Origin of the sequence: Haladaptatus sp. W1 (assembly GCF_001723155.1) — an archaeon.
GTDB lineage: Archaea > Halobacteriota > Halobacteria > Halobacteriales > Haladaptataceae > Haladaptatus > Haladaptatus paucihalophilus.
The window spans coordinates 1-14,230 of sequence record NZ_MEIH01000334.1; the positions used below are offsets into that span (position 1 = coordinate 1).

A 14,230-nucleotide genomic window follows, 5' to 3' on the forward strand; every position below is an offset into this window, starting at 1 on the left:
TGTGACCGCGTTCGAGAGTGCGAGGTGACTTTCGAACATCGATTTTAGATGACCTCCTTTCGCTGCAGATACTCTTTCGCGACCGTCTGTGGGTTCTTCTTCTCGATGGCCACCTGCTTGTTGAGGCGTCGCATCACATCGGTCGTGAGCCCGTCGCTGGCCGCATTCAGGAGAGATCGAATCGACGGGTGGTTCTCCAACGTCTCGCTGTCCACCAACGGAGCCGCGTTGTAGACCGGGAAATATCCCTTGTCGTCGGTGAGTACGCGGAGACCGAACTGGAGGATTCGGGGGTCGGTGTTGAAGCCGACGCCGACGTCGGCAGACCCCTTGCCGATGACCTGATACAACAGGCCGGAGCCGATGTTGTTCACGGTGACGTTTCCGAGGTCGTCCGCGAACCCGTAATGCTCGCTCAGTCCCGGCCAGCCGTCGGCCCGACTCTGGAACTCGGCGTTCAGCGCGACCGTGAGGTTCGAACCGCCGTCCTGAAGGAACTGCGCGAAGTCGGAGAGAGTCTCGACGCCCGTCTTCTTCGCCCAGTCCGGGTTCGCCAGGATGACGTACGTGTTGTTGAGCTGTGCACGCTGAAGAAACGTCAGCCCGTGTTTCTGCTTGAACTCCGCTTTCACCTTTCGGTACAGCTTCTCGGGGTCGGAGATAACCGTGTCGTGTTGGGGCGGGAGCGTCTGCCACGCCGTCCCGGTGTACTCCCAGTACAACTGTACCTCGTCGGTGTCGAGGGCACGAAAGTTCGTCGTCGTTCCACCGAGACCGACCTGGTCGGTGACGTTTAAGTCTGTGTTCGCGGAGAGCGCCTCGTACGCGATGTAGCCCAGAACCTCCTGTTCGGTGAATCGCTTGGAGCTGACTTTGACCGACCCGCCACCGAGTTCGGTAGCAAGGGTGAGACAGCCCGAAAGCCCCCCGATACCGGCAGTAGCGGTGAGACCACCTCCTGCCGTGAGGAACCTTCGTCGTGTGACTGACTGTGGCATACTCCGTCTTTGTGCGAAGAGGGGCCTAATAATTGACCCGTATTAGTTCATCATTTATAAGACGGGACGATAGCTCCCTACTCGGTGACGTTTGACGGAACGACGGTGACCGGAACGGTGGCGTTGAACAGTATCCTCTGAAGCGTGCTTCCGAACACCGCCTTTCCGGTCGGACTCCGCTTTCGTCCGTAGAGATACAGGCGCTCTACTCCCGCTTCATCGGCGACGGTGAGAATGCTGTCCGCCGTAGTCTCCGCCTGTTCCCGTCCTCGAACTTCGACGGACACGCCCGCGTCTTGGAGGATTTCACGCGCCGCCACGATGCCCGACTTTCGTGCCGCGAGGTCGTTCGCGGTCATCGACCCGCTCGAATCGATGTTCTCACGGGTGGACGAGAGTTCGTCCTCGTCGAACACGTGGAGCAGGAGGGCGGTGACGTCGCCCGATTCGGTGTTCGCGGCAACGTTCGCAACCGCTCGTGCCCACGGTCGATAGTTACGCAAGGGGAGCAGTATCGTCTCGCTCATACCGTATCAGACGGAGCGTACCGCGTTAGTCGATTCGTCGCACATGGTCGCCTATTAAATACTCCACCGAAGCCGACGACGAGTGAGCATCGCCGATAGCTACTCCGGCCGCACCCGCGTTTGTTCCCTGCTCTCCCGAACCGGGTTCTTTCGGCGCGCTTCCGAGAGCGTCCTTAATGAGACAGTCGCAGAAGCGACCCCGTTGCCATCCGTCGTCTTTGCAACGATATCGCCGCGCGGTCCGGCGATACAGCTTTCACCGGCGTGCCGACGACCGGCCTGCGTTCCGACGTGATTCGACCCCACGACGTAGCAAGGCCCGTCGAGCGCCCGTGCGCGACACAGGAGCCGCCAATCGCGTTCGAACGACTGTCGCCATGCCGCGCTCACTGCGAGCAGATCACAGTCCTCGCGTCCGTATTCGAGCGCCAGTTCGGGGAAGTTCAGGTCGTAACAGAGCAGCAGTCCGAGCGTGCCGACCGGCGTCTCGACCGTAACGGGACCGGTTCCCACCTCGAAATGGTCCGCCTCCGCACCCCAGAGACGACGTTTTCGATAGGTCGCCACGACGCCGTGTTCGTCGACGTACACGAGCGAGTTGTACACCGAGTTTCCGTCCGCTTCCGGTAGCCCGACCACGAGCGCGACCCCGGAGTCGCGCGCGACGGTCGAGAGTCGGTCCGTTATCGGCCCCGGAACCGGAGTGGCGGCGGTCGAAACGTCGGTGAGGTCGTAGCCGGTTACGCAGAGTTCGGGAAAGACGGCGAATTCGACGGTCTCCGGCAATCCGCGTGCCAGTTTCGCTATCGATTCGATGTTCGTGGCCGTCTCGCCAAGACTCGGCTCGAACTGGCACGTGGCGACCCGCGAGGTCGTCATTGTTCCATCCCCGTACGGACTCGTTGCATGGTCGTTCGAAGCGACGCCATCACGGTAGCCCTTCGCACCTACATCTCAAGGCCTTTTATGGATCCCGCGAATTCGGGAGGGGATATATATCCGTTACAAGTTCGCCCTGACCTATAACGGGATTTCCCGAGTTGCTACTTCCAATCGATGACAAGACGACGAACGCAGCGGTCTACCGATGGCGCACCGACGCTCATCGACTGTGACATCCATCAACGGTGGAAAGACGAGTCGGAGGTTATCCAGTACCTCCCCGAGCAGTACAAAGACCGGGGACTGCAGGCACCCGAAATCCTCTACGACAACGTTGCGGAGTTCTCCCGACGCGACGCCATCCCGGACGACGGGAGCCATCCGGGGTCGGACATCCCGAAGATGAAAGACCAACACCTCGACGAGTTCGGGGTCGATTACGCGATTCTGACGGGCAACTCATACCTGAACCTCACCGCTCTTCCGAACGACGACTACGCGGCCGAACTCGCCGTCGCGAGCAACAAGTGGGCCATCGACCGCTGGCTTTCGGAGGGCGGACCGTTCGTCGGCTCGCTGCTGGCGGCACCGCAGAAACCGAAGCGGATGGCGGAGATGATACGAAATCTTGGACAGCATCCACGTGTCGTCCAAGTCGTGATGCCGATGGCCGCACAGCTCCCCTACGGACACGAGTACTACTGGCCAATGTACGAGGCCGCCGAGGAGATGGGGCTTCCGATAGCGCTCCACCCGTACACGGAGGGACACGGCGTCACCCGACCGCCGACCGGAGCGGGGTACCCGCGCACCTACTTCGAGTGGCACACGCTCCTCGGCACCTACGCGATGGGCCAACTCGTGAGCCTGGTCGCGGAGGGCGTCCTGCCGTCGTTCCCGGACCTCGACTTCGTCGTCATCGAGGGGGGCCTCAGTTGGGTGCCGCACTTCCTCTGGCGGATGGACAAAGACTGGAAGGCGCTCCGCGCACAAGTCCCGTACCTCGAAAAACCGCCGAGCGAATACGTCAAAGATCAGGTTCGGTTCACCACCCAGCCAATCGAAGAACCGGACGACTCAGAGCACCTCCTCCAGATTCTGAAGATGATGAACGCCTCGGAGACGGTCATGTTCGCCAGCGACTATCCCCACTGGGACACGGATTCGCCGCTTTACGCGCTTCCGCCGATGCCCGAGGAGATGGAAGCCGGCGTGATGGCCGGAAACGCACAGGAACTCTACGGACTCCCGGACGACCCGGCGAGCCTTCCGACCAAGTGAGGTATCACATATGGAAAAACGATTCGAGATATGTCCAACGACGGAGCTGCCACCCGGAGAACGAACGATAACCGAGTTGAACGGCATTTCGGTGGGCGTCTTCAACGTCGATGGCGAGTACTACGCGCTGAAAAACGACTGTCCACATCAACGAGCGCCCCTGTGTATGGGGAAGGTGACCGGCACGACGTCCGTCGAGCGCACCGGCGAAGTGAATTGGGAGGACAACGGCCACATCCTGCGCTGTCCGTGGCACGGCTGGGAGTTCGACATCGAAACCGGCCGCTCCGTGTTCAACCCGCACAAGGTCCGCGCCCGGTCGTTCGAAGCCACGGTCGAATCGGCCGACGAGGGATCCGCGGACCGTGAAGCCGACTGTCCGTCCACGCCTGACGAATGTGACTGCGGTTCGAGCGGCGACGAACCACCGGTCGACACGTATGAGGTGACCGTCGAGGACGAAATCGTCGTCGTCTACCTCTGAGATGACCGTGGACACGATAGACACGACCGATACGGTCGCGTTCGTCCACTCGGCCACGCTCCGCGAGCTTCCATCGTCGGTCGAACGTGCGGTCAGAATCCGCGTGCTCGACACGCTCGCCGCGATGACGGCGGGGTATCGACAGGACGGAATCGATATTGTCCGCCGGTACGCAGTCGAGCGATTCGGCGGCGAATCGACCGCGACGCTGTTCGACGGCAGCGGGACGAGGGTACAGCCGGAAGGTGCGACGCTCGCTAACGCGACGGCAGCGAACGCCCTCGACATCGACGACGGCCATCGGGAGGTAAAGGGGCACCCGGCCGCGGTCGTGGTCCCGCGGCACTCGCCACTGCGGAATCCGTGGATGCGACGGTCGAGACGTTGCTCGATGCCGTCTACGTCGGCTACGAAATCGGCGTCCGGGCCGGACTGGCGATCCACCACCTCGACGGTGTGTACACCGGAACCGGGTCATGGGGTGCGGTGGGTGCCGCCGCGGCCGTCGCCCGTCTACGCGATTTTTCGCCAAAGCGAACCGCTCACGCGCTCGGAATCGCCGAGTATCACGCTCCCCGGACGCCCATCATGCGCGGGGTCGAACGCCCCGGCATGACGAAGGACGGTATCGGATGGGGGTCGTACGTCGGTGCGGTCTCGGCCCAACTCGCCGCGTCCGGTTTCACGGGGTCCGGGACGGTCTTCGACGAGGTGGATTCCGGCGTCGTCGCCCGTTCGGCGACGTCCATCACGTCACGGAGGCGTACCTCAAACCGTATCCGTGTTGCCGGTGGGTACAACCCGGCGTCGAAGCCGCGTTGTCGCTGGCGGAGTCGACCGCTATCGACCCGACGAGCGTCGAGACGGTTCGGGTCCACACCTTCGAGGAGGCGACCCACCTCCGAACCCGGCATCCCGATTCACCGGAAGAAGCACAGTACTCCTATCCGTTCCCGGTCGCGGCGGCGCTCACCCGCGGGCAGTTCACGCAGGCCGAACACGCGTCGGACGTGCTATCCGACCCCGACATCTTGGCGCTTTCCGACGCCGTGGAACTGCGCGTCGATGAGGCGCTCGATGGACGGTTCCCCGGCGACTGTCTCGCTCGCCTCGAACTCGACATTGGGGACGAAACGTACGTCTCCGACGTCACGCGTCCACCGGGTGCACGGGAACGACCCCTCGACGACGACGTGCGACGGGAGAAAGCCCGCCGTCTCGTCACACCGACGCTACCGCCGTCGGCTATCGAAAAAACGGAGCGGTGTCTCCAAGATCCGGTCTCGGTTGCGACCCTCCTCGCCCCGTGGCGAACGTGATTGTCGTCCCGCCGCTCGCGCACTTCTCGTCGTGCTGCTGGCACAACTGATTGCGATGCGGTAACGAAGAACACTTATAAAACCAGCACGCTGTCCTCAGTACGATGTTGACGTCCGAGGTGCGAGTCCGGTACGACGGCGATTGGACCGCCCAAATCGCCGAATATGATGTCTTCGGTGAATTCATCGCATCGACATTTCGTAACCACCGGTATATCGGAATGCTAGCGCTAGAAACGAACGACTACGACGAAACGCTGGAGGTCATTCGGTCGCACGAGATGATCGACAGTATCGACGTCGTCGAACGGTACGAAACGTCCGAAGGTCGATTTGCGGCGACCATATTGCTCCGCGGTCGTCTCACCGAACTCACGCCCTTCCAGGCGCTCATGTACGAAGGCTATCTCCCCATCGGGCCGACGAAACTCGAAAACGGCTGTGAATATTTCAATCTGCTTCTGGGTGACCGCGACGAACTGGCAAAGGCCATCGAACTCCTCTCGGATTTCGGGAGCGTGTCGGTCGAGCGCATCACCAGGGATTTCCGGCGGGAGGTCATGCCGAGTCGTGCCGAGTGGCAGGAACTGTTCGCATCGATTCCACCGCGACAACGCGAGTTCCTGAACACCGCGGTCGAGAAGGGCTATTTCGAAATCCCACGGGAAGTGACGCTCGAAGAACTCGCCGACGAGATGGGAATCACAAAAACTACCGCATCGAACCACCTCCGAAAGGCGGAACACACGCTGATAACGTTCGTCCTTCCGTACATCAACCTCGCCGTCAACGGCGACTGACGCATCCGAGTACCGGCATTTTCCCCCACGTTCGGCGCGTATCGAGGGCATTGAAGATACCGAATCGAATCGGAACGCCGTTCTACGCACGACGGTCGTTTTGAGCAATGCGGTGAGGTGACACCTTCGGCGCCGCAGTCAGCGAGGCTTCCCACGCCTGGGGAATACTAGTTAGTCGCTATCATCAGAACCGCGGGTTCTAATTGATTCACGAGAATCGGTCTCCCAAACACTGGCAGAGGGGTCAAATACAAATACGGAGTCGATGAGACCTCGCTTTCAGCCGAATGCGGTCGTCAGTAACTCGACGGTGCCAACGCTTCGATGGTCCGCTCGGTCATTCCTTCGTCGGCGTTGCTCGGGATGGTCACCAACGGTCGGGTGATGCAGTCGATGTCGGAAATCTGCTGAAACTGTTCACGGGCTTGTTCCGGCGTTCCCGCGACACCGAGCGCCTCGACCATCTCGTCGGTGACGTTCCGAATGGCTGTCTTGCGGTTGCCCTCGCGCCACGCCTCGGCGACGGCGGCCGCCTCGTCCGGGAATCGACGTGCAACCGATCGCTCGTAGCCCCGACCGTTGCCGACGTAGTAGGCAACGTGCCCCCGGATGGCATCCTTAGCCGCCTCGACATCATTGCTGACGGCGGCGGGGACGTACGGCGCGACATCGATGTCCTCATCGCGACCGGCTTCTGCCGCGTGGTCGGCGATGTACTCGAAGGCCTCCTCGAGGTCGGGGAATGGCACGTTGTGAGGAATCCAGCCGTCGCAGAGCCGTGCGACGACGCGCCGATTTGCGCGGCCGAGAGCGGCGTGATAGATGGGTACGTCGACGTCTAGCGACGGGAAGTCCCGAACCGAAAAGATGTCGCCATCATACTCCACACGCCCCTCGTCACCGAGAAACGCCCTGGTTAGTTCGATGGTCTCGTGTGCCCGTCGGACCGGGTTGGGGTCGTCCCACTCCATGCCGTGGAGGTCCTCGATGGCCTTCTTCGTCGACGTTCCGACGCCGAGCCGAAACCGACCGTCGGAGACCTGGTCGAGCGTGGCTGCCGTCATCGCCAAGACGGCGGGGCTTCGCGAGAAGACGTTGAGGATCGCCGTCCCGAGGTCGACCGTCTCGGTGTGGGCGGCGATGTCGGTAAGCTGGACGACCGAGCTCGTCTCCCAGAGTTCGCCCAGCCAGAGCCCATCGTAGCCGAGTGCTTCGGCGCGAACGCTGAGTTCGGTCTGGTCGAGGGTCGTTACCTGTGGCAACAACAGATCGGTTGGCATGGTCTTTCCCACGTGCCGGCGAGTGAAAACAGGGCTGGATAGAGGAAGAGTTTGTACAGACGAGTGCTACAGTGAAGACGCGAGCAAACTCGCACTCAGGCAAGTTGCCATAATCTGCTCTCTATTGTCGCCGTCGAACAGCGTGTGAAATGTCGAAATGTGCTCTGTCTGGGAATTTTGCGGTCTCTGAAATACAGATTACTCTAGTTTGTTGAGCCATTAACAAAATAGAAGGAGAGCATCTATCTTCCCGGGAACTGCCAATGACAAAAGAATCAACATCGGAAGGGATTAGCAGAAGAACAGTGTTAGCAGGAGCAGGCGTTGTGACGGGTATCGGTGGAGTTACGGGACAATCCGTTTTGGGAAAAGAGGGTACGAAGAGCGGTAGGTCCAAGTCCTGTGGGGTCAAGACCGAACGAATCAGTAATCCGTTTACTGCCAAGGTTTCGTTCCGTTGTACGTCGGTAGTGGTGGCCCTCCGACGGTACGACGTGGTCAGAATAAACTACCTCGACGGAACCGACCGGCGGTTCGATGGACCGTTCGAAGGTCCGACCAGATTCTCTGCCAAGGGTGACGACGATCAGAACCCCAATGACGAGATTATCCGTACGGTGACCATCCAAAAGAACGGTTCACGCGCCACAGTCGAGAATCCGAACTTCGACTGCTGTCGCAAGATCGTCAACGAGGGCGATGGTAATACCGGCTATGGCGATACCGGCTACGGCGATACCGACAACTGATGTCGAACCAGGACCGAGTCAGACTACTTGCCGTCCGTTTTGTTTCGTAGCGTCACCTTGTTGAGACGAAGCGTCCCGTTCCCCTCGGCAAGCGTCCCGCGGAACTCTAGGTCGGAGGCAGGTTGGGAGAGAACAAACGGAATACGGACGGTCCGAACGCCGTCTGTATCGCCCACGGAAGCGTTCCCGAGGACACGGAAATCGGCCGTCCCGTTCCACGTTGCGCCTCGTGCCACATCGAGTTTCACGACTGGCTTTGGACCAGTGGCGTTCACAGAAAGGTTGAATGTCGCCACATACTTGCCAGCCGGGATTGTGTCGAGCGGTCCCCACCAAGCGAGTGTGCCGTTCGACCCCGCGGCGACAATGTGGCCATCTCGGTGGGAGGCGACCGCGGGTTCGATTTGGAACATCTTTGTCTCGTACATTTTCGTCTCGATAGATTCGGGCGAGTAGCCGAGTTCCCTTTGGTCGACTTTATAGATGACAACCTCGCTATTGCGATATGCAACGGAGACACCGTCGAGAAGCGAGAACTCCCAAATATCGAATCGAGACCGCTCGTCGGGGCCAACCCAGATATACTGTACATCATACTTCGAGAGGAGTTCGACGCGGCGTTCAGGCGATCCATAATAGATGGTCTTGGCGTCATCCACGCGGTCATAATACGTATCCCACTCTCGATACACTAGTTCATGCGCCCATCCCGCGACGGTTGGGATACCCGTCAACGAAGAGGCTTCGCTACGCCACTCCCATCGTCCACCGGGTGCGGTAACGATCGTCGGCGTCCCCTTGACGTTGCGATCGAGCCATCTGATCGCTTTCGTTTCGTTCGGATAGTTGACCTCGGCGTAGAGTAGGCCGTCGATTGTCGGTGGATCAGTCGGTGGATTGGGACGGTCTTGGAACTGGGTCGCATAGTAGACGTACTCGGCCTGCTGGCCCGGTTCTGTGGGCGGCTTGAGTGCCCGGTCGAAGTGGCCGTACACGGAGATGCCACCGTAAACGCTGGTTGAAAGGATCAGAACGACGGCAAACAACGAACGTAGCGTTTGCCGTTTTGGGACGACCCGCCACGATACGTCTGGTGGTTTGATAATTCTTGGAAGGATAACTCCTGCTGAAATTCCCCAAAGAATCCAGATATGAGTGTAGGCTCGAAAGAGCGTGTTTCCGCGGCCACTGACGACGTACTCCTGATTAGCAACATAGAAGAACTCAACGAGAACGACCAGCCCGAGACCAGCGAGAACCAGTAGCGTCTCGAAGTGTACCCGTTCGGTTCGGAGCAAGTACCAAGTCGCTACCAGCAACGGACCGAACAGGAGAAGGGCCGGTCCGTGGCTTACAATTGCTGCATCGATCAATAGAAAAACGCCGACTATTCCCACTACACCCTTCTTCGATAACGTCCCGTCGAGGTCCAAGCGGAGGGCACTGGAGAGATATGGAACGAAGATCGCAAGAAATACCCCGTGAATTAGCAAGAGAGGGGTGAGACCCGAACGGTTAGCACTGGAGACAAGGGCTATCGATTCCTTCGCCCCAGACACGGTATTGAGAAAGAATGGAGCAGCAATTACAATGATGAGCGCAACGACGATCCCAGTCAACACTATTGCCACAGCGATCCGACGAAATTCAGTCCATACCCACCCTGCCTTCGCATCATCAGCGATTTCCCACCGCTCTGAAGGGGAGACCGTAGCTGACATCCATGCCCAAACTCGATTCGGCAGTAACGTCGAAGGGGCTGCTGGCGAGAACGTGAGTGTGAGCCAGATGATGCCAATCGTAGACGGGGTAGACAGGGCATCGGTCAGGAGGGAGAAACCCGCCGTGAGGGGAAACGCGAGTAAGACGAAAGAGAGTCGCTGCCGTCGGTTCGATTCCGGGGTCTGATAGTAGGCGTAACAAACTGCCACGACGAGGAGGAGAAATGGGGTACTCGTCATGTGAGCATGGAGTTCTCCATGGAGCCACGCGAAGAGGGGGAATGGTGTTAACGTGTTCGGCATCATCTGCAACACGTCCCAATATTCGAACTCGGACAGCCCACTGACGATTGGCTTGGCCGCATTTCGATGTAACTGACTCGCGATAGTTTTCCGTATTATTTCGCGAGCGGGCTTGGGAATCTTCTCGATGGCGATGACAACCGGGGCGAGCAGATTGCCAGCGAATCCGACGAAATAAACGCCGAGGGCGCCCGCGACTCGTCGTGACCGGCCGCCCTTGGCGCCGAGGGCGCCAGCAAGTTCGTAGGTCCCGGCGAGAAGCATGGCGTAAAAGCCAGCCAACGCAAGGTTGTACGCTACCGAAGGACGTATCCCGGTCATCATTGTCTCTAATGCGGCGACCAGGTGACCTCCATAGTGATATTTTATCCTTGCGCCTGCAAACCAGAGGTCAGACGGTGGAAGATACGACGAGCGGAGGACCGACCGCATAACTCCGTAGTCTAAAAAGTCCTCTATGAAAAAAAGAATGCCCGGGTCTACCGCTCTAATCGCGACTTGGAAGCAGAACGCGATAAGAAACACTACCATCGACTCACCGAATGCCCGCCAGTCGCAAGCTGCGCCAAGCCGATAGGTGTAGGCAGTCACTCCGATGAGTACGAGAAGCCCTGTGGCGAGGGCGACGAAACCAAATCGGACGTGTCCAACCCAGTACGCGACCAACCCGATAATGCCGAGTGCGACAGTTGAGGTGAATCCGGACCCGCGAGTCGGGAATCGTGCGAACACCGTACTGGTGATGGGGACTGCAAGTGCTGATAAGACTGTGAACATCCCGATCCAGATGAGTACTGGTATATATTCCATGATCTTCCCTTCTCAAGTGCTTTCGTTTTAGGTACGTACGCCAGTGGAGACACTCTATTAGGAATTTCCCCGATGAAATTTGATCAATGGAGCATTCTTCTCGGGAAACACGATGAAATCGGTGTTTTCTTGAAACTATATGAACACGAGCCAAGAGAAGAATATCGGGAATGTCGAAACCGGGTTCTCAAATCTTCGGCTCAGACTTTGATTCAGAACCTCCAAGAAATGGGACGAAGCGAGGACTCACACCGTAATACACCAGTCGTAGAACTTGAAGAGCAATAGATTAACACGCGATTACCACAGGGGTATGGGAACTACCGACATTCGCATGACATCCTCTCGCCCAATTACGACCAATTTATGTTTGAAAGTATGGGACTTCAAGAGAGATCCAGTAAGTCCTGCTCGGCTTTGTGTAAATGTGCGTAGACCGTGAATGTCGTCACCTCAAGTTCGGCGGCGATATCACTGACGGTCAGCGACGGTATCACGGGCACTGTCTAGATAAGGAAAACCAGGAGAATGCGGTAAGATGAGTGTATTTTGGCCGATGCAAAACCAGTGTCTGATTAGTAAATGACACGATTGAGAACCGTGAGCGATGCAAATTCGACGATCTCGCCACCAGTACAGAAACCACTCAACTAACCTAAGAGCAATAGAAGAACTGTAACGCCAGTCTACTGGAGAGTCGCTTATCTAGACAGTGCCACATCACGTTATATAGTCTGTGTCTAATAGCTACTACTGAGTAGTCAGTTTTGCCAGTCATACTGCTCAGGCAGTAATATCTTCTCCGAGTCCATCGAGGACAGTCAACTGTCGATACGAGGTCACGAACGGGTTCGCTAATCGAATCGGTAAATCGTGATTCCGCCGTGACCGCATCGACGGGAATGGATTTCAATCTCAGAATGCCTCGATTCGGTCATCTAGGTCCGCTAATATACGTGAGAGCATATCCCGCCAATCCCATGTGTATTCTGCATCAGTACCGAGTGTCGTTGCATCCGGTGGTGGGTCAAAATGCGAGCGAGTGTTGTGTCTGTTCGGATGGCGGTTTCGAACGACGCGGAGGGCTCTTGAGCGAAGCGAACGAGATGGCGGTGAGCTGTACTCACTGGATCACGAACACCAGAAAGACAGGTACATTGTTACCGACCCACGTGATTAATGGAGTCGTAGAACGCCTTATAGAGAGTATGTCAGACGTTCCACCGAACATTCAGCCACCGACACCCGATGAAATCCGCGAGAAAGCAGCCGAACACTATATCGACCTCACTGACGAGGAGGTCGAAGACTTCCGCACAGCGATTCCGGGGATGCTCGAAGCCTACGAACGCCTCGACGAACTCGTCGAGCCGCGCCCGAGTCGGAAGTATACCGACCGTGAACCCGGATATCGACCGAGTGCCGAGGAAGACCCACTAAATGCGTTTGTGACGAAATGCGAGGTCCGCGGTGCTGATTCTGGGCCACTCGCCGATTATGAAATTGGGGTGAAGGACAACGTTGCAGTCGCTGGGGTCGAGATGACGTGCGGTTCGAAGCTCTTCGAGGGCTATGTACCTTCGAGGGACGCTACAATCGTCACACGCCTCCTCGACGCTGGTGGCACCATCACCGGAAAGATGAACATGGAGGACATGGCGTTCTCGGGGAGCGGTGAGTTGTCGGCGACGGGCCCCGTCTTGAACCCTCGTGACCCGGAGTACATCGCTGGCGGCTCTTCAAGCGGGTCGATAGCAGCGGTCGTCAACGGCGACGTGGACGTGGCTATCGGCGGCGATCAGGGCGGGTCGATCCGTATCCCAGCAGCGTGGAGCGGCGGTGTCGGCCACAAACCAACTCACGGCCTCGTTCCCTACACGGGCATCGCGGGCCTCGGTCGCTCGTTTGATCACATCGGCCCGATGGCCACCACTGTCGAAGACTGTGCTCGTGTCCTGGATGTTATCGCTGGCACGGACTCACTGGACCCGCGTCAAGGCTACGTCCCAACTGACGACTACACAGACGCACTCACGAATGACCCCGAAGACCTGACGATCGGCGTCGTCGAGGACGGTTTCGGCCACGAACAGAGCGAATCAGGCGTAGACGAGACGGTTCGCGATGCACTGGATCACTTCGCTGATGCCGGTGCGGAAGTGACTGACGTCTCGATTCCGATGCACAAAGATGGGTTACCGATTTGGAACGGCATCGTTATCGAGGAGACAACGGCGACCGTCAACAACGAGGGTATCGGACACTTCGGCGACGGCCACTACGATACACAGTTCATGGATGCCTTCGGTAAGGCACGCCGCGTACAGGCCGATGACTATCTCACGACGGTCAAGTTGACGCTCGTCCTCGGCCAATATCTCGCTGACGAATACCGTAGTCACTACTATGCAAAAGCGCAGAACCTCAGCCGGGTGTTAGCCGACGAATATGACGACGCACTCGCCGACGTTGACGTCCTGGCGATGCCGACTACCCCACAAACCGCCCACCGACAAGACGACGACTTGAGTCGCCTCGAGGTCATCGACCGTGCGCTCAACATGCTTTCGAATACGGCACCGTTCGACGTTACGGGCCATCCAGCGCTCTCTGTTCCCTGTGGAACGTCCGATGGTCTTCCTGTCGGTCTGATGTTCGCTGGTGAACGATTCGACGACGATACCGTTCTCCGCGTCGGTCACACATTCGAACAACAACACGACTGGGAGAAGTTCTGAACCGCGACGTATCGGTTACCGTCTTCAGCGACTCTCTGGCGGGGATGGTTTACTTCTTAACGTCATCTTTTATTAAATGTGCACGACATATGTAGAATTTTTACATTCCTTCAACCCACTCTCAAAATTAGTTTCCCATTCTTTTGTCAGAGATACCTATCAATATATCATTGAACAATTATAGCCCACTTCTAGTAGGATACAATCTCGGGAAGAGTATTAGAATACAAACTAAATCATATAGTTTTAACTAATGTGACATCCCCCCGTCGTAAACGACGGGGCTTCCCACGCCCGATTACGCTGGTTTGGGAACTTACGTTTATAACACAGATATA

General features: G+C 58.0%; 11 protein-coding genes and 1 pseudogene. 7 read left to right on the forward strand and 5 right to left on the reverse strand.

Annotated elements, in window-relative coordinates; all coding sequences use genetic code 11:
• Positions 1-44: 44 nt before the first annotated feature.
• The 3 genes from BG842_RS18830 to BG842_RS18840 form a co-directional block, all read right to left on the reverse strand.
• Positions 45-998, reverse strand: a complete 954-nt coding sequence (locus BG842_RS18830; protein WP_069451970.1) for a glycine betaine ABC transporter substrate-binding protein — start codon at positions 996-998, stop codon at positions 45-47.
• A 77-nt stretch (positions 999-1,075) separates the two neighbouring features.
• Entirely contained in the window at positions 1,076-1,525 is a 450-nt protein-coding gene (locus BG842_RS18835) for a universal stress protein (protein WP_254663304.1), read from the reverse strand.
• Between the two features lie 99 nt (positions 1,526-1,624).
• Complete coding sequence (locus BG842_RS18840) at positions 1,625-2,404, reverse strand: carbon-nitrogen hydrolase family protein (RefSeq protein ID WP_069451971.1); 780 nt, start codon at positions 2,402-2,404, stop codon at positions 1,625-1,627.
• A 177-nt stretch (positions 2,405-2,581) separates the two neighbouring features.
• On the opposite strand from BG842_RS18840, the gene BG842_RS18845 reads away from it, so the two are divergent.
• The 5 genes and pseudogenes from BG842_RS18845 (at position 2,582) to BG842_RS18860 (ending at position 6,291) form a co-directional block, all read left to right on the forward strand.
• The gene (locus BG842_RS18845; RefSeq protein ID WP_069451972.1) at positions 2,582-3,688 is read left to right on the forward strand and encodes an amidohydrolase family protein; all 1,107 of its coding nucleotides are present in this window, start codon (positions 2,582-2,584) and stop codon (positions 3,686-3,688) included.
• A gap of 10 nt (positions 3,689-3,698) precedes the next feature.
• A complete protein-coding gene (locus tag BG842_RS18850) occupies positions 3,699-4,172 on the forward strand; it encodes a Rieske (2Fe-2S) protein (protein ID WP_069451973.1) in 474 nt (157 codons plus the stop codon).
• A 1-nt stretch (position 4,173) separates the two neighbouring features.
• Positions 4,174-4,829, forward strand: a pseudogene (locus tag BG842_RS31965) (MmgE/PrpD family protein); the annotation flags it as partial.
• On the forward strand, positions 4,805-5,491 hold the full coding sequence (locus BG842_RS31970) for an MmgE/PrpD family protein (RefSeq protein ID WP_254663307.1): 687 nt from the start codon (positions 4,805-4,807) through the stop codon (positions 5,489-5,491). The pseudogene BG842_RS31965 and the gene BG842_RS31970, both read left to right, overlap by 25 nt.
• A gap of 104 nt (positions 5,492-5,595) precedes the next feature.
• Complete coding sequence (locus BG842_RS18860; protein WP_069451974.1) at positions 5,596-6,291, forward strand: helix-turn-helix domain-containing protein; 696 nt, start codon at positions 5,596-5,598, stop codon at positions 6,289-6,291.
• A gap of 296 nt (positions 6,292-6,587) precedes the next feature.
• On the opposite strand, the gene BG842_RS18865 is transcribed toward BG842_RS18860, so the two are convergent.
• Positions 6,588-7,571, reverse strand: coding sequence for an LLM class flavin-dependent oxidoreductase (locus tag BG842_RS18865; RefSeq protein WP_069451975.1), 984 nt, complete (start codon positions 7,569-7,571; stop codon positions 6,588-6,590).
• A gap of 263 nt (positions 7,572-7,834) precedes the next feature.
• Between BG842_RS18865 and BG842_RS29085 the strand changes: the two genes are divergently transcribed.
• A complete protein-coding gene (locus tag BG842_RS29085; protein WP_139136189.1) occupies positions 7,835-8,320 on the forward strand; it encodes a hypothetical protein in 486 nt (161 codons plus the stop codon).
• A 23-nt stretch (positions 8,321-8,343) separates the two neighbouring features.
• On the opposite strand, the gene BG842_RS18875 is transcribed toward BG842_RS29085, so the two are convergent.
• Positions 8,344-11,154 (reverse strand): DUF2298 domain-containing protein, encoded by a 2,811-nt coding sequence (locus BG842_RS18875; protein WP_069451977.1) that lies wholly within the window; start codon positions 11,152-11,154, stop codon positions 8,344-8,346.
• A gap of 1,208 nt (positions 11,155-12,362) precedes the next feature.
• Here BG842_RS18875 and BG842_RS18880 point away from each other — a divergent pair.
• Entirely contained in the window at positions 12,363-13,892 is a 1,530-nt protein-coding gene (locus BG842_RS18880) for an amidase (RefSeq protein ID WP_069451978.1), read from the forward strand.
• Positions 13,893-14,230: the final 338 nt, after the last annotated feature.